Annotated in this window: 17 protein-coding genes; 13 read left to right on the top strand and 4 right to left on the bottom strand. The window is 64.7% G+C overall.

Going from position 1 to position 20,610, the window contains the following annotated elements; translation table 11 throughout:
• Window positions 1-93: 93 nt before the first annotated feature.
• The 3 genes from HU766_RS22435 to HU766_RS22425 all read right to left on the bottom strand — a co-directional run bounded on the left by HU766_RS22435 (window position 94) and on the right by HU766_RS22425 (window position 2,300).
• The gene (locus tag HU766_RS22435) at window positions 94-465 is read right to left on the bottom strand and encodes a translation initiation factor Sui1 (RefSeq protein ID WP_186660677.1); all 372 of its coding nucleotides are present in this window, start codon (window positions 463-465) and stop codon (window positions 94-96) included.
• Between the two features lie 231 nt (window positions 466-696).
• The gene (locus tag HU766_RS22430; protein WP_033703390.1) at window positions 697-1,230 is read right to left on the bottom strand and encodes an NUDIX hydrolase; all 534 of its coding nucleotides are present in this window, start codon (window positions 1,228-1,230) and stop codon (window positions 697-699) included.
• A gap of 2 nt (window positions 1,231-1,232) precedes the next feature.
• Window positions 1,233-2,300, bottom strand: a complete 1,068-nt coding sequence (locus tag HU766_RS22425; RefSeq protein ID WP_033703391.1) for a DUF2333 family protein — start codon at window positions 2,298-2,300, stop codon at window positions 1,233-1,235.
• Between the two features lie 249 nt (window positions 2,301-2,549).
• Here HU766_RS22425 and HU766_RS22420 point away from each other — a divergent pair, with 249 nt between their 5' ends.
• The 6 genes from HU766_RS22420 (at window position 2,550) to accC (ending at window position 10,487) form a co-directional block, all read left to right on the top strand.
• Window positions 2,550-3,917, top strand: coding sequence for a diguanylate cyclase (locus HU766_RS22420; protein ID WP_186660674.1), 1,368 nt, complete (start codon window positions 2,550-2,552; stop codon window positions 3,915-3,917).
• A gap of 133 nt (window positions 3,918-4,050) precedes the next feature.
• Window positions 4,051-6,012: a methyl-accepting chemotaxis protein gene (locus HU766_RS22415; RefSeq protein ID WP_186660667.1), complete on the top strand. Its 1,962-nt coding sequence runs from the start codon at window positions 4,051-4,053 to the stop codon at window positions 6,010-6,012.
• A 130-nt stretch (window positions 6,013-6,142) separates the two neighbouring features.
• Window positions 6,143-7,921: a protein-disulfide reductase DsbD gene (locus HU766_RS22410; RefSeq protein WP_186660665.1), complete on the top strand. Its 1,779-nt coding sequence runs from the start codon at window positions 6,143-6,145 to the stop codon at window positions 7,919-7,921.
• A gap of 179 nt (window positions 7,922-8,100) precedes the next feature.
• Window positions 8,101-8,553: a type II 3-dehydroquinate dehydratase gene (gene aroQ / locus HU766_RS22405; RefSeq protein ID WP_033703396.1), complete on the top strand. Its 453-nt coding sequence runs from the start codon at window positions 8,101-8,103 to the stop codon at window positions 8,551-8,553.
• 99 nt (window positions 8,554-8,652) lie between these two features.
• Window positions 8,653-9,114, top strand: a complete 462-nt coding sequence (gene accB, locus HU766_RS22400; protein WP_033703397.1) for an acetyl-CoA carboxylase biotin carboxyl carrier protein — start codon at window positions 8,653-8,655, stop codon at window positions 9,112-9,114.
• 17 nt (window positions 9,115-9,131) lie between these two features.
• Window positions 9,132-10,487, top strand: a complete 1,356-nt coding sequence (gene accC / locus HU766_RS22395; protein WP_033703398.1) for an acetyl-CoA carboxylase biotin carboxylase subunit — start codon at window positions 9,132-9,134, stop codon at window positions 10,485-10,487.
• 115 nt (window positions 10,488-10,602) lie between these two features.
• Here the strand turns inward: accC and HU766_RS22390 are convergent, their stop codons facing one another.
• Entirely contained in the window at window positions 10,603-12,456 is a 1,854-nt protein-coding gene (locus HU766_RS22390) for a sigma-54-dependent Fis family transcriptional regulator (RefSeq protein WP_186660663.1), read from the bottom strand.
• Between the two features lie 283 nt (window positions 12,457-12,739).
• On the opposite strand from HU766_RS22390, the gene HU766_RS22385 reads away from it, so the two are divergent.
• The 7 genes from HU766_RS22385 to HU766_RS22355 all read left to right on the top strand — a co-directional run bounded on the left by HU766_RS22385 (window position 12,740) and on the right by HU766_RS22355 (window position 20,608).
• Window positions 12,740-13,795: an NAD(+)/NADH kinase gene (locus tag HU766_RS22385; protein WP_186660661.1), complete on the top strand. Its 1,056-nt coding sequence runs from the start codon at window positions 12,740-12,742 to the stop codon at window positions 13,793-13,795.
• 22 nt (window positions 13,796-13,817) lie between these two features.
• Window positions 13,818-14,795 carry a thiamine pyrophosphate-dependent dehydrogenase E1 component subunit alpha gene (locus tag HU766_RS22380; protein ID WP_033703401.1) on the top strand — a complete coding sequence of 326 codons (978 nt, stop codon included), beginning with the start codon at window positions 13,818-13,820 and terminating at the stop codon, window positions 14,793-14,795.
• Window positions 14,796-14,828: 33 nt separating this feature from the next.
• Window positions 14,829-15,851, top strand: coding sequence for an alpha-ketoacid dehydrogenase subunit beta (locus HU766_RS22375; protein WP_186660659.1), 1,023 nt, complete (start codon window positions 14,829-14,831; stop codon window positions 15,849-15,851).
• Entirely contained in the window at window positions 15,848-16,954 is a 1,107-nt protein-coding gene (locus HU766_RS22370; RefSeq protein WP_186660657.1) for an acetoin dehydrogenase dihydrolipoyllysine-residue acetyltransferase subunit, read from the top strand. Before HU766_RS22375 ends, HU766_RS22370 begins: the two co-directional genes overlap by 4 nt.
• Window positions 16,955-17,008: 54 nt before the next feature.
• Window positions 17,009-18,073, top strand: a complete 1,065-nt coding sequence (locus HU766_RS22365) for a 2,3-butanediol dehydrogenase (RefSeq protein ID WP_227697288.1) — start codon at window positions 17,009-17,011, stop codon at window positions 18,071-18,073.
• Window positions 18,074-18,202: 129 nt separating this feature from the next.
• The gene (locus HU766_RS22360; protein ID WP_033703404.1) at window positions 18,203-19,936 is read left to right on the top strand and encodes a C13 family peptidase; all 1,734 of its coding nucleotides are present in this window, start codon (window positions 18,203-18,205) and stop codon (window positions 19,934-19,936) included.
• A 27-nt stretch (window positions 19,937-19,963) separates the two neighbouring features.
• Window positions 19,964-20,608, top strand: a complete 645-nt coding sequence (locus HU766_RS22355) for an oxidoreductase (RefSeq protein WP_033703405.1) — start codon at window positions 19,964-19,966, stop codon at window positions 20,606-20,608.
• Window positions 20,609-20,610: the final 2 nt, after the last annotated feature.

The raw sequence follows: 20,610 nt of genomic DNA, 5'->3' as shown, positions 1-20,610 counted from the left end.
AAAGCTGAAAATGACGGTTCGTCCGGTTCAGGGGTAGACCCTGCCAACAGGAACGAGTTTAGAAAGCACTGGGCAAAAAATCGCGCGCTGGCCTCAGCCGCCGGACTTTTTAGCTTTGAAACCCTGTTTGGTCAGCTCGCCGATCAACAGCTCGACATGGTCGCCCTGAATCTCGATAACCCCGTCCTTCAAGGCGCCACCAGTACCGCAGCGGCGCTTGAGCGTGGTGGCCAGCTCCTTGAGCTGATCGAGGGGCAGCGGCACGCCGGTGACAGTGGTCACGGTCTTGCCACCGCGGCCTTTGCTTTCACGGCGCACACGGGCAATACCATCCCCCTCGGGGACGACTTGCTGCTTGCAGGTGCAGGCATCCACCGGCTGGCCACAGTCGGGGCAGTGCCGACCGGCATCGGTGGAGTAAACGAGACCGCCAAGGGCGGCGAAGGAAGAAGCTTTCTTGGCCACTTTTGTTCCTCTGTGCTGAGGACAAAAACTGGTCGGCGGGAGCCGACCGCGAAGCCCCACTCTGGCAGGGGCGGCGCTACTGCCGCAAGATCCTGCGGCAGCCCGAAAAGGGCGCGCAGTGTAACGATAAATCGGGGGCTTGTGTAGGAGCGGGTTTACCCGCGAACAAGGGCGTAGCCCTTGCCATGAAACGCAGGTGTCTGGGACGGCCTCTTGCGGCTAAACCCGCACCTACAGACTGGCTCTATACCGCTGCAACGCCGCCAACGAGTCCGGGCAATACGGCATGCCCAGGCTTTCTGCCTGGGCCTGCTCCAGGCTGATGAACCGCGCCTCGCTCACCTCCTCCGGCTGCAAGCGCAAAGGCGCATCGGACACCGCCGAATACACCGCACACCACAAGCGGTTATCAGGCTGGTCGAAGTAGAAGCGCTCATGAAAGCGCAACGCAACGCCATCGACACCCAGCTCTTCGGCCAACTCCCGGGCTGCCGATTCGGCATACCCCTCGCCCGCCGTCACCATGCCGCCTGCAGCTACATCCCAGTACCCAGGGTACAGCGCCTTGCTCAAAGTACGCCGGTGCACGCACAACTCACCGGCACCATTGAACAGCAAGATGAACGTGCAACGGCCGATCAGGCCGCGCTCACGCAGCTCAGCCCTGGGCAGGGCACCCAGTACCTGATCGGCCTCGTCGACCCAGGCGACCAGCTCACGGTCGGAAGCCGCCCGGTGGGCGGCCTCCTTGGTGCTGATGACCACGATCAGCCCTGCGACAGCAGCTGACGCAGGTCGATGACCGCAGCGTTGGCGCGGGAGATGTAGTTGGCCATGACCAGCGAGTGGTTGGCCCACATGCCAAAGCCGCTGCCATTCAGCACCATCGGGCTCCACAGCGCTTCCTGCGAGGCTTCCAGCTCACGGATGATCTGGCGCACGCTAACGGTGGCGTTCTTCTTCGCCAGCACGTCGGCGAAGTCGACCTCGATGGCACGCAGCAGGTGCGACAGCGCCCAGGCTTGACCACGGGCCTCATAGAACACGTTGTCGATCTGCAGCCATGGGGTTTCGACAACCTCCTCGTCAACCTGCGGCGCCTGGCCAGGTTGCACCGACTCGGTCTTCAGGGTGGTGTTGAGCTTGACCCGGCCAACGCTGGCCGAAAGGCGCTGCGACAGCGAACCCAGGCGGGTGGCCACATCGCCCAGCCAGTTGTTCAGGTTGTCGGCACGGGTGTAGAAGATCGCGCCTTTGTCGCCAGCGGCGAGGCGGGTCTGGTAGCGGTTGAGCGACTTGATGCCTTCTTCGAATTCCGACTCGCTCGACGGCAGGATCCAGCTCTTGTTGTCGAAGTTGAAGCGCGGCTCGGCCTTGGCCAGGTCGGCGTCTTCGGTGGACTGCGACTGCGAACGGGCGAAGTCCTTGCGCAGGGCACGGGACAGGTCGCGGACCTGAACCAGCACGCCGTATTCCCAGCTCGGCATGTTGTCCATCCACAGCCCCGGCGGGAAGCGGTCGTTGGAGATGTAACCGCCCGGCTTGTTCAGCAGGGTACCGGCGACAGTCTTGAGGGTTTCGATGGTGGTGTAGCCGACCACCATCTGCTGGCCATTGCGCTCGGCCGCGGTCTGGGCGTTCTGCTGCACCGGGAACAGCTCCGGCTCCTGGCTCCAGTACCAACCCAGGCCGATGCAGACCAACAGGTACAGGCCGATCAGGGTACCCAGAGCACGGCTCCAGAGCCCGCCCAGGTAGCTACGGGCGGCGGCGCCACGGCCATCAACACGCTCGCGGGGTTCGGCTTTGGCCTCGCGGTTTTTCCAGTCCAGCATGGCATTGTCCTTAATCAGTCTCGACGGTTCAGGGGCTTTGACCACAGGCGTGCGCCAGGGTGCCACGGCAAGCCCGCGTCGCTGCACTATAAAGCAGACACTGCCGTACGCATAAGCGACCAGTGGGTCGGTAACTGAATATTCGTTCTAAACCCTTTGTTGATGGAGGGCACTCACCCAAAGGTAAAGAGCTGCTAGCATAGAGCCATCATCGAACCTGCATACCACCCACCCAAAAGTAGCCAGGACATGAGCCAAGCAGTCGATCCGAGCCAGCAGTGCCCCGCCCAGCACCTGTCGCGTACCGGCCTGCGCAAGGATGACCCGCTCAACCAGGTGCCGCTGCCCCTGCGCAAGCCGGTGTACATCCTTTTGCAGGACCACGAGCGTGCCCAGCGCCTGGCCCAACAGCTGGAGTTCTTCGGCCTTGGCGTGCAGCCCCTGTTCAGTGCCGATGCCTTCCACGCATCGCTCAGTGAATGCCCGCCTTCGGCCATCGTCATGGACGTGGACTTCACCGGTAGCGGCCAGGGCCTGCTCCTGGCAGCCCAAGCTCAGGCCCAGGCCCAGCAGGGTTTGCCGCATCCCATTCCGCTGCTGTTCTTCAGCCATCACGAAACCGATACCCCTACCCGCCTGGCGGCGGTGCGCGCCGGCGGCAAGGAGTTCCTCACCGGCACGCTGGAAGCCTCCAGCCTGCTGGAAAAGGTCGAACTGCTGACCAGCGCGACCCCGCACGACCCGTTGCGGGTATTGATCATCGACGACTCGCGCACCCAGGCCCTGCACACCGAGCGCGTGCTCGCCAGCGCGGGCATGATCACCCGCAGCCTGACCGACCCGATCCGCACCATGGCGGAACTGGCCGACTTCCAGCCCGACCTGATCATCCTCGACCTGTACATGCCGGCCTGCACCGGCCCGGAGCTGGCCAAGGTGATCCGCCACAATGACCGCTACGTCAGTGTGCCGATCATCTACCTGTCGGCCGAGGACGACCTGGACAAGCAGCTCGATGCCATGAGCGAGGGCGGCGATGACTTCCTGACCAAGCCGTTTCGCTCGCGCCACCTGATCACCACCGTGCGCAACCGTGCCGCCCGAGCCCGCCACCTCAAGTCACGCATGGTCCGCGACAGCCTCACCGGGCTGTACAACCACACCCACATCCTGCAATTGCTCGAAGACTGCTGCTACCGCGCCCGGCGCGAGCAGCAGCCGCTGAGCTTCGCCATGCTCGATATCGACCGTTTCAAGCAGATCAACGACCGCCACGGGCACCCGATGGGCGACCGGGTGATCAAGAGCCTGGCACTGTTCCTCAAGCAACGGCTGCGCAAGACCGATTTCATTGGCCGGTATGGTGGCGAAGAGTTCGCCATCGTCATGCCCAATACCGCACTGGATGCCGCGCACAAGGTGCTGGACGAGATCCGGCGGCGGTTTGCCGAAATTCTTTATCCGGCGCAGCCGCGTGACCTGAACTGCACGTTCAGCGCAGGCGTGGTGCAACTGGACGATGAGCTGGATGCGCTGACCATGGCCAGTGCGGCTGACGAGGCGTTGTACCGGGCCAAGCATGCGGGGCGTAACTGCGTGGTGCGGGTCGAACCCTAGGCCTTTGCAGGGGCCGATAAAGGCCAAATGCCATCTATTTCTCACAGCGAGCCCCAGCCGTCATCACTGCGTAACAAAACCGCAATAACTTCAGGCGCTTACTTCTCCCACTCCCCGCAGGAAGTTCGCGGCTATGCGCCTGAAGTGGCTGACCAATTTCAACACCCTGTTGCTGGTGACCGTCTGCATCGCCCTGGGCGCGACCCTGTGGTGGTCGCAGCGTGCCCTGGAGCGCCCCTATCAGATGATGGAGCGCTACCTGGGCCTGTCCCAGCAGTTCCAGAACCAGGCTGCGCGCAACATCCAGGCCTACCTGGGCAGAGGTGACGCCTTGCGCCACGCCGCCGCCATGGAGGCCAACCAGCAGTTACAGGCGGCTTTGGCCGAATGGCCCGAGGCGTTGGCCGGCACACTGCGCCCCAGCCTCGACAGCCTGCAGGCCTTTACCGCCGACGAACTGCTGGCGGCCGGCAAGCTGGCCGGTGACCCGCAAGCGCTGCTGTTGCAGGCCGAGCGCGAACTGGGGGCCAACTTCGAACAGTTGGCCGGCTACGCCCGGGACAGCAGCAGTGCCGAGGCCGACCGCTACCTGCTGCCGCTACTCGACGCCACCGTGCACCTCGGGCGCCTGTCGCTGGCCCGCGACAAGCTGGTCAGCAGTGGCCGCCCTGAACTGGCCGATGAAGTGGAGCGCGAACTGCAACTGATCCGCGCCCAGGCCCAGGCCATCGACAGCCTGCCGTTGCTTGGCGTGACCCGAGCGGCCGAGTCCAATGCCGACGATTTCGCCGCCATGATGGGCCTGCAGACCCAAGCCAGCGAGCAGCAGGAAGACATCGCCGTCGGCCTCAAGCGCGAACTGCTAAGCCTGCTCAATCGCTACCCGGCCGAACTGCAACGCACCCGCGAGCAGATCGAACGCCGCGCCGCCCTGGCCGCCAGCGCGGGCCAGCGCCTGGAAGCGGTGCAACAGGCCATCGCCGGGCTGGAGCCACAGGTCCGCGGCGAGCATGCGCGGATCGCCGCCGAAGTGCGTATCAGCCAAGGCCTGATGATCGGCCTGATCCTGCTGATCGCCCTGCTCATCGACACCCTGCAGCGGCGCTTGGCGCGAACCCTGACCAGCCTGGCTCCGGCCCTCTCGCAATGGGCCGAGGGCGATTTCGCCGAACCCATCGCCCTGGGCAAGACCAACCGCGAGCTGCACGACATACAGGAATCGCTCAACCGCCTGCGCCAGTACCTCGTGGCTCTGGTCGGCACCCTGCGCCACAACGCCGAGCAGGTGGCCGGCAGCAGCCACGCCCTGGCCGGCATGAGTGCCGCCCTGCACGACGGGGCCGAGCGCCAGGCCGGCGATACGGGGCAGATCCGCGACGCGCTCGCTGAACTGGAGGCCACCATCCAGCAAGTGGCCGGCGATGCCAGCGCCGCCGCCGACGCCAGCCATGATGCGGGGCGTGCGGTGGAACGCGGCCAGGCGGTGATCGGCCAGAGCTTGTCCGGTTTGCGTGAACTGGTCGACGAGGTGCAGGGCAATGCCCGCATGATCGAACAGTTGGCCGAAGAGTCTGCCACCATTGGTGGTGTGTTGACGGTGATTCGCTCGATTGCCGAGCAGACCAACCTGCTGGCCCTCAACGCCGCGATCGAAGCTGCGCGCGCCGGCGAAATGGGCCGCGGCTTTGCCGTGGTGGCTGACGAAGTGCGCTCCCTGGCACAACGCACCACCGGTGCGACGGGCGAGATCCAGGCGCTGATCGACCGCTTGCAGCAGGCGGCCAAGGGCTCGGTGGCGGGCATGCGGGCGCAACTCGAACATGCCGAGGCCACTGCCAGCCAGGCCCAGGCCGCTGACGGCGCGCTGGACGAAATTGTCCGCGCCATTGGCACCATTGCCGATACCGCAGTGCGCATTGCCGATGTCACGGCTCAGCAGAGCGGCGCGGTGAGCGAGATTCGCGACCATAGCGAGCGGATTCATGCGTTGGGTGAGGACAATTTGCAGCGCATTGGCGAGGGGCGCGAGCAAGGCGAGCAATTGCTGAACCTGGGCAGCGAGCTGAGCACGGCTGTGCGTGCGTTCAGGGTCTGATCGTCTGCCTGTGGGGCCGGTACAGGCGATACAAGCAACAGCGGCCATGTGTCGCTCGCCCAGACGCCACACGCCAAATCCAGACCAACTCCGTTATCATGCCCAGCACGTTCCACCTCGCGAGTCCGCCATGCGCCGCCTGTTTCTCCTGCTGTTCCTGCTGCTGGCCAGCCCTGCCTTCGCTACGGGCCTGCTCGACAACCGCCCAAGCGCCACCCTCGGCGCCGCTTCCTTGTCCAACGCCGCAGATTTCCTGCCCGTTCACGAAGCATTCAAGCTCAGCCTGATCCAGGCCGACGCCCAGCACATCAAACTGCGCTTCGTCGCCACCGACGGCTACTACCTTTACCGCCACCGTTTCCAGTTCCGCACGGAACCGGCCGACGTGGCCCTGGGCACGCCCAACATCCCCAAGGGCGAAGCCAAGCACGACGAATTCTTCGGTGACGTCGAGGTGTATCACGGTGTGCTCGACATCGAACTACCCCGCACCGACTCACGCGCGTTCACCCTGTTGGTGGGTTACCAGGGGTGCGCCGACAAGGGCCTGTGCTACCCGCCGGAAACCGAGCGCCTGAGCATCGACGGCGAAGGCGGTGCCGCCGCTGTTGCGCCGGCGGCCGGTGAACAGGGCTGGAACTGGAAATCGCTGTTGCTGTTCTTCCTCGCCGGCGTCGGCCTGACCTTCACCCCCTGCGTACTGCCGATGCTGCCGATTCTCTCGGGCGTGGTCCTGCGCGGCCAGGTCGGTGGGCTGCGCGGGCTGGCGCTGTCACTGGCGTACATCCTGCCGATGGCGGTCAGCTTCGCGGTACTGGGCGCGCTGATGGGCCTGTTCGGTGCCGGCCTCAACCTGCAGGCGCGCCTGCAGTCGGCTTGGCTGCTGGTGCCCTTCGCGCTGTTTTTCGTGGTGTTCGCCCTGGCCATGTTCGGCCTGTTCGAGCTCAAGCTGCCGCAAGCCTTGAGCAACCGCCTCGACAACGTCGCCAGCCGCACCAAGGGTGGCTCGTTGCTCGGCGCAGCGGTGCTGGGTGTACTTTCCAGCCTGCTGGTGTCGCCCTGTGTGTCGGCACCGCTGGCCGGTGCCCTGCTCTATATCAGCGCCAGTGGTGATGCCTTGGGCGGTGCGCTCAAGCTGTTCGCCCTGGGCCTTGGCATGGGTGCGCCGCTGCTGCTGGTGGCCACCGGCGGCGCGGCCTGGCTGCCGAAGAGCGGCCCGTGGCTGAACACGGTGAAAAACGCCATCGGTGTGCTGCTGCTGGGCCTGGCCATCGGCCTGCTCAGCCGCGTACTGCCCGGGCCGCTGACCTTGCTGCTGGTCGGCTTCCTGGCCGGCGGTGTGGCGGTGTTCCTCGGCGCCGTGGAGTTCGTTATCAAAACCCCGCGCCAGCGCCTGGCACAACTGCTGGGCCTGGCCTTGCTGGTGTACGCCCTGGCCTGCTGGTACGGGGCGCTCAATGGCCAGGGCGACCCGCTGCGCCCCTTGCCGGCGCCCGGCGTGGCTGCTGGCAGTGCTGGCCCTACCGCCCCCGCGGATGCCTGGCAGACCATCACTACCCCCGCCGCGCTGGACGCCGCCCTGGCCCAGGCCAAGGCCGCCGGCCAGCCGGTGCTGCTCGACTGGTACGCCGACTGGTGCATCAGCTGCAAGGTGATCGAGCACGAAGTGCTCAACGCCGCGCAGGTCCAAGCGCAGCTGGGCGCGTTCAAGCTGCTGCGCTTCGACATCACCGACAGCAATGCCGAGCAGCGCACCCTGCTCGATCGCTACCAACTGTTCGGCCCGCCCGCGCTGCTGTTCTTTGCAGCGAACGGCAGCGAAATGACCAGCGATCGGGTCATTGGCGAGATAAACGCCGGCGATTTTGCCGAGGTTCTGGCGCGCGTGCGCGGCAAACTCGGTCTATAACTTTCGGCGGGCCGCAGAAAATCCTCTGCACGGTGACCGGATTTAATCATCCGGTCACATACTTCGCGCGAATCTCGGACATCGTGCTGGCTATTGCCGGGAACTGGACACTTGCCGTCGCTTTGCGGCACACTCGCCGCGCTGTGTCGAATTGCCCTACAAATCCAAGGAATCCGCAGATGGCTACGCTACTGGTGCTTCACGGCCCCAACCTCAACCTGCTCGGTACCCGCGAGCCGGGCCACTACGGCGCCGTGACCCTGGCCCAGATCAACCAGGACCTGGAGCAACGTGCCCGCGCCGCAGGCCACCATCTGCAATACCTGCAGAGCAATGCCGAATACGAACTGATCGACCGTATTCACGCCGCACGCAACGAGGGTGTGGACTTCATCCTGATCAATCCGGCTGCTTTCACCCACACAAGTGTCGCATTACGTGACGCATTGCTTGCGGTGAGCATCCCATTCATCGAAGTGCACCTGTCCAACGTGCACAAACGCGAACCGTTCCGCCACCACTCCTACTTTTCCGATGTGGCCGTAGGGGTGATTTGCGGCCTGGGCGCCAGCGGTTATCGCATGGCCCTGGAGTCCGCGCTGGAACAACTGGCTGCCAACGCACAGCCCTGATGACAGAGACCCTGGCCTAAGTGGGCCGGGGTTTGAGAGAAACGTTCTAGACACGTTTTCAATTACGCCCCCTGACCGAACCTTGGGAGTTGATGATTAATGGATATCCGTAAAGTCAAGAAACTGATCGAACTGCTGGAAGAGTCTGGCATCGACGAACTGGAGATCAAGGAAGGCGAAGAGTCGGTCCGTATCAGCCGTCACAGCAAGACCCCAGCAGCTCAGCAGTTCTACGCACCGGCCCCGATGGCTGCCGCACCTGTAGCTGCCCCGGCCGCTGCCGCTGCTGCTGCCCCGGTCGCCGAAGCCGCTGCCCCGGCCCTGAAAGGCACCGTGGTGCGTTCGCCGATGGTTGGTACCTTCTACCGCAAACCATCGCCAACCTCGCCGAACTTCGCTGAAGTTGGCCAGTCGGTGAAAAAGGGCGACACCCTGTGCATCGTCGAAGCCATGAAGATGATGAACCACATCGAAGCCGAGTTCGGCGGTGTCATCGACGCCATCCTGGTAGAAGACGGCCAGCCGGTTGAGTTTGACCAGCCGCTGTTCACCATCGTTTGAACCGCGGAGAGCCAACGATGTCTGCGAAGCTCGAAAAAGTCCTGATCGCCAACCGCGGGGAAATTGCCCTGCGGATCCTGCGTGCCTGCAAAGAGCTGGGCATCAAGACCGTCGCCGTGCACTCCACGGCTGACCGCGAACTGATGCACCTGGGTCTTGCAGACGAGTCGGTCTGCATCGGTCCTGCGCCCTCCAAAGGTTCCTACCTGCACATCCCGGCGATCATCGCTGCCGCCGAAGTCACTGGCGCCACCGCGATCCACCCGGGCTACGGCTTCCTGGCTGAAAACGCCGACTTTGCCGAGCAGGTAGAAAAATCCGGTTTCGCCTTCATCGGCCCGAAAGCTGACACCATTCGCCTGATGGGCGACAAGGTTTCGGCCAAGGACGCGATGATCAAGTCGGGCGTTCCGACCGTACCGGGCTCTGATGGCCCGCTGCCGGAAGACGAAGAAGTCGCCCTGGCAATCGCCCGTGACGTCGGCTACCCGGTGATCATCAAGGCCGCCGGTGGCGGTGGTGGTCGCGGCATGCGTGTGGTGCACAAGGAAGAGGACCTGATTTCCTCGGCCAAGCTGACCCGTACCGAAGCCGGTGCTGCGTTTGGCAACCCGATGGTCTACCTGGAGAAGTTCCTGACCAACCCACGTCACGTGGAAGTTCAGGTACTGTCCGACGGCCAGGGCAACGCCATCCACCTGGGCGACCGTGACTGCTCGCTGCAGCGCCGTCACCAGAAGGTACTGGAAGAAGCGCCGGCACCGGGCATCGACGAGAAGGCCCGTCAGGAAGTCTTCAAGCGTTGCGTCGATGCGTGCATCGAAATCGGCTACCGCGGTGCGGGTACTTTCGAGTTCCTGTACGAGAACGGCAACTTCTACTTCATCGAGATGAACACCCGCGTACAGGTTGAGCATCCGGTGTCGGAAATGGTCACTGGCATCGACATCGTCAAGGAGATGCTGAGCATCGCCGCTGGCAACAAGCTGTCGTTCCGCCAGGAAGACGTGGTGATCCGTGGTCACTCCCTGGAGTGCCGGATCAACGCCGAAGACCCGAAGAAGTTCATCCCGAGCCCAGGCACGGTCAAGCACTTCCACGCACCGGGTGGCAACGGCGTTCGCGTCGATTCGCACCTGTACAGCGGTTATTCGGTTCCACCGAACTACGACTCGCTGATCGGCAAGCTGATCACCTACGGCAAGGACCGCGAAGAAGCCATGGCGCGCATGCGCAATGCGCTGGACGAGATCGTCGTCGACGGCATCAAGACCAACATCCCACTGCACCGCGACCTGGTGCGTGATGAAGGTTTCTGCAAAGGCGGCGTCAACATTCATTACCTCGAGCACAAACTGGCTAGCCAGGAGTGATTGTGTAGTGTGATGTGATGAAAACCCCGGACTTGTTCCGGGGTTTTTTATTGGCTGCAGGAAGTAGGTGATGCTGATAGGTGCATGCCTTGAGGGGTGTGTTGCCTATGAGATCTCACCCTTTCATCCGCGGCATCTCGATACGATGCTCATGCACCCGCCGATACAACGTCGCCCGCGAAATCCCCAACGCCCGCGCCGCATCCGCCGGCTTCCAGCGATGCCGGATCAAGGCATCGAGCAACAGCTGCCGCGCCGGGCTGGAAAGGCCACGGTCGCCAGAGGGCAACGCATCGCCACGCACCTCCTGCGGCAAATCCTCAAGCCTGACCCAGCCGCCTTCACTCACCGCACAGGCATAGCGCAACACCTGGCGAAGCTGGCGCAAGTTGCCCGGCCAGCGATACAGCAACAGCGCCTGCAATGCATCATCCGCCAGCATCACCTCGACACCGCACGCCTCCGCTTCCTCGGCCAACAACTGATGAACCAACCCCAACCGGTCCTCCCGATCCCGCAGCGGCGGTAACTCGAACCTGGCGTTGGCCAGGCGGAAATACAGGTCCTCGCGAAAACGCCCGTCCGCCACCATCGCCGCCAGATCCCGGTGCGTCGCGCAGATCACCTGGATATCCACCCGCTCACGCCGCGCAGCCCCCAGTGGCGCCACCTCGCCCTCGGCCAGCACACGCAGCAGGCGGGTCTGCAGATTCAGCGGCATGTCGCCGATCTCGTCGAGGAACAACGTGCCGCCATCAGCCTGCTGCAAAAGCCCCTGCATGCCTTTGCTGGAAGCCCCGGTGAATGCCCCGGCCACATAGCCGAACAGCTCGCTCTCGATCAGGCTCTCGGGGATGGCTGCGCAGTTCAGCGTGACGAAGGGCCCTTCACGCCGCAGGCTTTGCAGGTGCAACTGACGGGCGAAAACCTCTTTGCCGGCGCCTGTCTCACCCTGCACCAGCACCGCCAGGTTGCAGTCCTTGACCCGCGTGGCCAGGCGCAAGTGCTGCTCGATGCGCGCATCCTGCGCCTGGCGCAACCGCTGCGCTTGCGGGCGCCGTTGCGGTGCGCTGACCCGGCCATACAGCTCGCCCCAGCCAGGCAGGCGTTGCGCCGAGGCCTCGTTGATGCAGCGCAGTTGGCCCGGGTCGAACAATTCGCCGATATGCTCGGGCAAGCGGCCCAGGCGCTCCACCAGCCGCTGGCGGGCCAGGCTGTTGAGCGCCTGCAGACGGCCGTCGGCATCCCAGGCCAGCAGGTAATCCGGCTGGCTCTCGACGTAGCCCGGTGTGCCATGCGCACGCATGACCCAATGGCCCTGGGCGCTGTGCATGAAAAACGCGTTTTCGATCTCGCGCGCAGTCTGCTCGACCAACTGCCGGATCAGGTGCTGGCTGCGGCGATCATCCGGGGACTGCAAGGCGGACACATCCACCACGCCAAGCAGCTCGCCGAGCGGGTCGAACACCGGCGCCGCGGTGCAGGTCAGGCCGATGAAGGCGGCGCGAAAGTGATCGCGCTTGTGCACCGTGACCGGCGCCTTGCTGGTCAGCACCGCCGCCACCCCACAGGTACCCTCCTCGCCCTCCGACCAGCACGTGCCGAGGTACAGCCCGGCCTTGCGGCAGTCGTTGCGGATGGCCGACTCGACACGGTAATCGATGGTCTGCCCTTGGGCATCGGTAAGCAGTACGCAATAGTCGGCGCCGCGCACCCGTTCATGCAGCCGCGCCACCGCATCGCTGGCGATGCGCAAGAACAGCTCGGCGCGTTCGCGGCATTCGTTGAGCAGGCTTTGGGAAAGGATACGTGGCCCCTGCTGCGAGCCTGGATCGAGGCGATACAGGTCCATGGAGCGGCGCCAGGAGTCGAGGATCAGCGGCGGCACCGGCGCCTGGGGCAGGCGATCGGCGTTTTTCAGCACCCGGCTGACGCAGTCGACATGGGCTCGGGAGTTCGCGGCAAGCATTCAGGCCCTCCGGTTCTCGTTGCTGTTTTTGTCGTTGTGCGGCCATTAAGCGCTTCCAGGCATGCCCCGACAAGCACTGTGTGATTACCGGTTGGCTTGAGACGCTGCGTCTCAGCGTCTCGGCAAACACGGCCCCGGCGCGGCACGCGGCGTCTCGCAGGGGCCGCCCGGCACATGCCTGGTGCTATCCCGCAACCGCTCTAAGGCGGCCACTTCAGGCCTGCCGAGCAAAGCTGGCACCCACCTTGCTCTGCCCATGGCAAACAAGAATATGAGGTGCGCCATGCCGCAACCCACCCCAACTGTCGGGATCATTGCCAACCCTGCCTCTGGCCGCGACCTGCGCCGCCTGACTGCCAGTGCCGGGCTCTATTCGAGCACCGACAAGGCTTCGGCGATCCAGCGCCTGCTCGCCGCCTTCGGTGCCACCGGCATCGGCAAGGTTCTGCTGCCCACCGACATGACCGGCATCGCCGCCGCCGTGCTCAAGGCCAGCCAAGGCCCGGGCGCTCGCGATCAGCACTGGCCAACCCTCCAGATCATCGACCTGCCGTTGACCCAGACCGTTGCCGATACCCGCCTGGCCACCCGGCGCATGGTCGAGCAAGGCGTGACGATGATCGCGGTACTTGGCGGCGATGGCACCCACAAAGCCGTTGCTGCCGAGGCCGGCGACACGCCACTGCTGGCGTTGTCCACCGGCACCAACAATGCCTTCCCTGAATTGCGCGAAGCCACCAGCGCCGGCCTGGCCGGCGGCCTGCTCGCCAGCGGCCGGGTACCTGCCAGCATCGGCTTGCGCCGCAACAAGCGCCTGCTGGTGAAGGTGCCCGAGCAGCAGTTGGCCGAATGGGCCCTGGTGGAAGTCGCCGTGTCGCCCCAGCGCTTCATCGGCGCCCGGGCCCTGAGCCGCAGCGAAGACCTCAGCGAAGTATTCGCCTGCTTCGCCGAACCCCACGCCATTGGCCTGTCCGCCTTGTGCGGCCTGTGGTGCCCGGTTTCACGCCTGGATGCTCACGGCGCCTGGGTACGCCTGAACCCTGGCGCCGAACAGGCCCTGCTCGCACCGCTGGCGCCCGGTGTGCTGCAAGGCTGTGGCATCACCGCCAGCGGCTCATTGACGCCCGGTGTCGCCCATCGCCTGAGCCTGGCCAGCGGCACCCTGGCCCTGGACGGCGAACGCGAGATCGAATTCGCCGAACACGACACCCCCAGCATCACCCTGGACCACCAAGGCCCCCTGACCGTGGACGTCGAGGCCGTACTGGCCCACGCCGCCCGCCATCACCTGCTGGCCGTCCCGCGCGGCCACCGGCTACACCCTGCAACCGCGTGTTGAGACAACCCTGGAGAACAACAAGATGTCCAATCAACTCAGTACCGAACAACTGCTGCATGCCTATGAAGTGATGCGCACCATCCGCGCATTCGAAGAGCGTCTGCACGTGGAGTTCGCCACCGGCGAGATCCCCGGGTTCGTCCACCTCTATGCTGGCGAGGAGGCCTCCGCTGCAGGGGTCATGGCCCACCTGCGCGACAGCGACTGCATTGCCTCGACCCACCGCGGGCACGGCCACTGCATCGCCAAGGGCGTGGATGTGTACGGCATGATGGCCGAGATCTACGGCAAGAGAACGGGCGTATGCGGCGGCAAGGGCGGCTCGATGCACATTGCCGACCTGGAAAAGGGCATGCTCGGCGCCAACGGCATCGTCGGGGCCGGCGCGCCGCTGGTTGCCGGTGCTGCCCTGGCCGCCAAGCTCAAGGGCCGCGATGACGTGTCGGTGGCCTTCTTCGGTGACGGCGCCTCCAACGAGGGCGCCGTGTTCGAAGCCATGAACATGGCCGCGATCATGAACCTGCCATGCATCTTCGTCGCCGAAAACAACGGCTACGCCGAGGCAACGGCCTCGAACTGGTCGGTGGCCTGCGACCACATTGCCGACCGCGCCGCCGGTTTCGGCATGCCGGGTGTGACCATCGACGGCTTCGATTTCTTCGCCGTGTACGAGGCTGCCGGCGCCGCCATCGAACGGGCGCGTAGCGGGCAAGGGCCCTCGCTGATCGAGGTCAAGCTCAGCCGCTACTACGGCCACTTCGAGGGTGACGCGCAAACCTACCGCGCCCCGGATGAAGTGAAGAACCTGCGCGAAACCCGTGATTGCCTGATGCAGTTCCGCAACAAGACCACCCGCGCCGGCCTGCTCAGTGCCGAACAACTGGACGCCATCGACGCCCGTGTCGAAGACCTGATCGAAGACGCCGTGCGCCGTGCCAAATCCGATCCCAAGCCACAGCCCGCCGACCTGCTCAGCGATGTCTACGTCAGCTACCCCTGAGCTGCGGATTAAAAGAACAAGAGGAGAATCACCATGGCAAGAAAGATCAGCTACCAGCAGGCCATCAACGAAGCCCTGGCCCAGGAAATGCGCCGTGACAGCACCGTGTTCATCATCGGTGAAGACGTCGCCGGCGGTGCCGGTGCCCCCGGCGAAGAGGATGCCTGGGGCGGCGTGCTGGGCGTGACCAAAGGCCTCTACCACCAGTTCCCAGGCCGAGTACTGGATGCGCCGCTGTCCGAGATCGGCTATGTCGGCGCCGCCGTGGGTGCCGCGACCCAAGGTCTGCGCCCGGTGTGCGAACTGATGTTCGTGGATTTTGCCGGCTGCTGCCTGGACCAAATCCTCAACCAGGCCGCCAAGTTTCGCTACATGTTCGGCGGCAAGGCGGTGACCCCGCTGGTGATGCGCACCATGTACGGCGCCGGCCTGCGCGCGGCGGCCCAGCACTCGCAGATGCTCACCTCGTTGTGGACGCACATTCCCGGGCTGAAGGTGGTCTGCCCCTCTTCGCCCTACGATGCCAAGGGCCTGCTGATTCAGGCGATACGCGACAACGACCCGGTGATCTTCTGCGAGCACAAACTGCTCTACAGCATGCAGGGCGAAGTGCCGGAAGAGGTCTACACGGTGCCGTTCGGTGAAGCCAACTTCCTGCGCGACGGCGACGATGTGACCCTGGTGACCTATGGGCGCATGGTCCATGTGGCCCTGGAGGCCGCCAACAACCTCGCCCGCCAGGGCATCGACTGCGAAGTGCTGGACCTGCGCACCACCAGCCCGCTGGATGAAGACAGCATTCTCGAAAGCGTCGAGAAGACCGGCCGCCTGGTGGTGATCGACGAAGCCAACCCGCGCTGCTCGATAGCCACCGACATCAGTGCACTGGTGGCGCAAAAAGCCTTCGGCGCCCTCAAGGGCCCGATCGAGATGGTCACCGCGCCGCATACGCCGGTGCCGTTCTCCGACGCCCTGGAAGACTTGTACATCCCCGACGCGGCGAAAATCGAGGCCGCCGTGCGCAAGGTAATCGAAGCCGCAAGGAGCGCCGCATGAGCCAGATCCATACGCTGACCATGCCCAAGTGGGGCTTGTCGATGACCGAGGGCCGGGTGGATACCTGGCTCAAGCAGGAAGGTGACGCCATCAGCAAGGGCGACGAAGTGCTGGACGTCGAGACCGACAAGATCAGCAGCAGCGTCGAAGCCCCCTTCAGCGGTGTACTGCGCCGCCTGGTGGCCAAGCCGGATGAAACCCTGCCGGTCGGTGCGCTGCTGGCGGTGGTGGTCGAAGGCGAAGCCGACGAGGCCGAGATCGACGCCGTGGTGCAGCGCTTCCAGGCCGAGTTCGTCGCCGAAGGTGGTGCAGACCAGGCGCAGGGCCCAGCCCCGCAAAAAGCCGAAGTGGGCGGCCGCCTGTTGCGCTGGTTCGAACTGGGCGAAGGCGGTACGCCGCTGGTGCTGGTGCACGGCTTTGGCGGTGATTTGAACAACTGGCTGTTCAACCACCCGGCGCTGGCCGCCGAACGCCGCGTCATCGCGCTCGACCTGCCCGGGCATGGCGAGTCGGCCAAGGCGCTGCAACGCGGGGACCTGGATGAACTTAGCGAAGCGGTACTGGCACTGCTCGACCACCTGGAGATCCCCCGGGCCCACCTGGCCGGGCATTCGATGGGCGGCGCAGTCAGCCTCAACGTGGCACGCCTGGCGCCGCAGCGGGTGGCAAGCCTGAGCCTGGTGGCCAGTGCCGGGCTGGGCACAGCGATCAACGGCCAGTACCTGCAAGGCTTCGTGGCCGCTGCCAACCGCAATGCACTCAAGCCGCAGATGGTGCAGCTGTTTGCCGACCCGGCGCTGGTTACCCGGCAGTTGCTGGAGGACATGCTCAAGTTCAAGCGGCTGGAAGGCGTCGACGCGGCATTGCGCCAGCTGGGGGCGGCCATTGCCGAAGGCGACCAGCAGCGCCACGACCTGCGGGGCGTGCTGGGGCAGCACCCGGCGCTGGTGATCTGGGGCGGGAAGGACGCGATCATCCCGGCCAGCCATGCCGACGGGCTGGAGGCCGAAGTACTGGTGCTGCCAGATGCTGGCCACATGGTGCAGATGGAGGCGGCCGAACAGGTCAACCAGCAGTTGCTCGCCTTCCTGCGCAAGCACTGAACCTTACGCGTGAGCCTGGAGACAACAAAAATGAATGACCTGAGCCACACCCACATGCGCGCTGCCGTCTGGCATGGCCGTCACGATATCCGCGTCGAACAGGTGCCCTTGCCTGCCGACCCCGCGCCTGGCTGGGTGCAGATCAAAGTGGACTGGTGCGGCATCTGCGGTTCCGACCTGCACGAATACCTCGCCGGCCCGGTGTTCATTCCGGTGGACGCGCCCCACCCGCTGACCGGCATTCAGGGGCAATGCATCCTCGGCCACGAATTTTGCGGCGAAATCGCCAAACTCGGCGAAGGCGTCGAGGGCTTTGCGGTCGGCGACCCGGTGGCGGCGGACGCCTGCCAGCACTGCGGCACGTGCTATTACTGCACCCATGGGCTGTACAACATCTGCGAGCGCCTGGCCTTTACCGGCCTGATGAACAACGGCGCATTCGCAGAACGCGTCAACGTCCCTGCCAACTTGCTGTACCGACTGCCACAGGGCTTCCCGCCAGAAGCCGGCGCGCTGATCGAACCGTTGGCGGTCGGCATGCACGCCGTGAAAAAAGCCGGCAGCCTGCTTGGGCAAACCGTGGTGGTGGTTGGCGCGGGCACCATCGGCCTGTGCACCATCATGTGCGCCAAGGCCGCAGGCGCGGCGAAGGTCATCGCCCTGGAGATGTCTTCGGCGCGCAAGGCCAAGGCTCTCGAAGTGGGCGCCAGCGTCGTGCTAGACCCTAGCCAGTGCGATGCCCTGGCAGAAATCCGCACACTGACTGCCGGGCTTGGCGCGGATGTGAGCTTCGAGTGCATCGGCAACAAGCACACCGCAAAACTGGCCATCGACACCCTGCGCAAGGCGGGCAAATGCGTGCTGGTGGGCATTTTCGAAGAACCCAGCGAGTTCAACTTCTTCGAGCTGGTGTCCACCGAGAAGCAGGTGCTCGGGGCGCTGGCGTACAACGGGGAGTTTGCCGATGTCATCGCCTTTATCGCTGACGGCAGGCTGGATATCCGACCGCTGGTGACGGGCCGGATCGGGCTGGAGCAGATCGTCGAGCTGGGCTTTGAAGAACTGGTCAACAACAAGGAGGAGAACGTGAAGATCATCGTGTCGCCGGGCGGGCGCTGATCTCCCCACGCAGAAAGCCTGTTGCACACCCTTGTGGGAGCGGGTTTACCCGCGCCCACAGGGCATGTGTGTCTGTCTCACCCCCAGATTCTGCGTCATACTCGGCAGACCTATTGCCCGGTCTCCACCATGCGTCCATTGCTCCCCATCACCTTGGTCCTGTTGCTAGCCGCGTGCGGAGATGGCGAATCGCTATTGCCTCCGGACGCACGCCTGCCCGACGGCGGGCGCTACCGAGGTGAGGTGGTTGACGGCTTGCTGCAGGGCGAGGGGCGCATCGACTACCCCAACGGCAGCTGGTACGCCGGCGGCTTCAAGGATGGCCAGTGGCATGGCCAGGGCGAGTGGCACGGCCAGAACGGTGAAGTCTACCGGGGCCAGTTCGCCGAGGGCCTGTTCCAGGGCCTGGGTGACCTGACCACGCCGGGCAGCCACTATGCCGGTACTTTCAAGCACGGCCGGCGCGACGGTGAAGGCACCCTCAAGCAAGCCGACCAGACCTACCGCGGCCAGTTCAAGGACGACCAGTACGAAGGCGCGGGCGAGCTGGAGCTGGCCGACGGTAGCCGCTACCAGGGCCTTTTCGCCAAAGGCAAACCGAACGGTGCCGGGGTGCGCAGCGATGCCAGCGGCAACCAGTTCAGCGGCCGTTTCGTCGATGGCCTGCTGCAAGGCAGCGGCACCTACGACAGCGTCGACGGCGAACAGTACATCGGCGAGTTCAAGGACAACCGCCTGGAAGGCCGCGGGCGCTATGAAAGCGCCGACGGTGACGTCTGGATCGGCGCGTTCAAGGACGGCTCATTGATTGGCGAGGGCGAACTGCTCGGCAGTGATGGCAGCCACTACAAGGGCGGTTTCGTCGACTGGCACCTGTCTGGCCAGGGCAGCCTGCAGCTGGCTGATGGCAGCAAGTACACCGGTGGCTTCGAAAACGATGCCTACCACGGCTACGGCCGACTGACCCTGGCCAACGGCAAAGTCGAGGGCGGCACCTGGGTCAACGGCGTACGCGTGCGCGACGAAAAGGGCGCGCTGTTGCCCGACCCGCTGGACCTGGCCCTGCTCAACCAGGGCCATCTGCTTGAAGACGCGCTGGCGCGGGTACCGCACACCGCGCCGGCGATCCAGTTGTACAGCCTGGTAGTGGCCGGCGACGGCCAGCAAAGCGTGTTTCTGCGCGAAGCCGACTATGTCAGCAACATGCTCAAGGTCCGCTTTGGCGCCCGCGGCCAGGTCACGCTGGTCAACCACCGCGACCATATGGCCAGCCGCCCCATGGCCACCCGCGAGAACCTCACCCGCGCCGCCCGCACCTTGGCCGAGCGCAGCGGCCCCGAGGACCTGGTGTTCATCTACCTCACCAGCCACGGCAGCCAGGACCACCAACTGGTGCTCGACCAGCCGCGCCTGCAACTGGCCGACCTGCCCGCCGACGAGCTGGCCAGTGCCCTGGCACCGCTGAAAGATCGCGACAAGATAATCGTCATTTCCGCCTGCTATTCAGGGGGCTATATCGCCCCGCTCAAGGATGATCGCACGGTGATCATCACCGCCGCCCGCGCCGACCGGGTGTCTTTCGGCTGCTCGGAAGAAGCGGATTTCACCTACTTTGGCGACGCCCTGTTCGCCGAAGCGCTGAACCAGACCGACGACCTGAAACAAGCGTTTGAACTGGCGCGCGCCAGCGTTGCCGAAAGAGAACAAAAGGAAGGTTTCGAGGCCTCGGAACCGCAGCTTTGGGCGCCGCCAGCCGTACTGGCACACTGGCAGCATCTAAGACGGCAACAGGCCGAAGAAGCGTTACGCAATGCTGCACAGGCCACCGTGGAGGAGCAGGCAAAAAAGCCGGCCAACCACTAAGCTTGTGTGTAACAAGGGAGAGACATCATGTATTTGACGCCTCAGCATGTCCTGCTTGCCGGTGCCACGGGTCTGACGGGTGAACACCTGCTCGACCGCCTGCTCAACGAGCCGACCATCAGCCGGGTACTGGCGCCTACGCGCCGGCCACTGGCCGAACACCCACACCTGGAAAACCCGGTGGGTGACCCGGCGGTGTTCCTACCGCAGTTGGCGGGGCGGGTGGATATCGCCTATTGCTGCCTGGGGACCACACTCAAGCAGGCTGGCTCCGAGTCGGCGTTCCGCGCCGTGGACCTGGACATGGTGGTGGCCTTCAGCAAACGTGCCCGCGAGCTGGGTGCGCGGCATCTGCTGGTGGTCAGCGCACTCGGCGCCGACCCTAAGTCATCGATCTTCTACAACCGGGTCAAGGGCGAAATGGAAGAAGCGCTCAAGGCCCAGGACTGGCCGCAATTGACCATCGTCCGGCCCTCGCTGCTGCTAGGGGACCGCATCGAGCCTCGGCTCGGCGAACAGCTGATTTCACCGTTTTCCAAGCTGATACCTGGCAAGTACCGGGGTATCGAGGCTTGCACACTGGCACGGGCGCTATGGCGCTTGGCGCTGGAGGAAGAAGACGGGGTGCGGGTCATCGAGTCGGATGAACTGCGCCGGCTGGGCAAGATATAGCG

The organism is Pseudomonas sp. SWRI77, from assembly GCF_014269105.1.
Lineage (GTDB): Bacteria > Pseudomonadota > Gammaproteobacteria > Pseudomonadales > Pseudomonadaceae > Aquipseudomonas > Aquipseudomonas capeferrum.
This window is presented reverse-complemented; position numbering and strand designations above follow the sequence as displayed.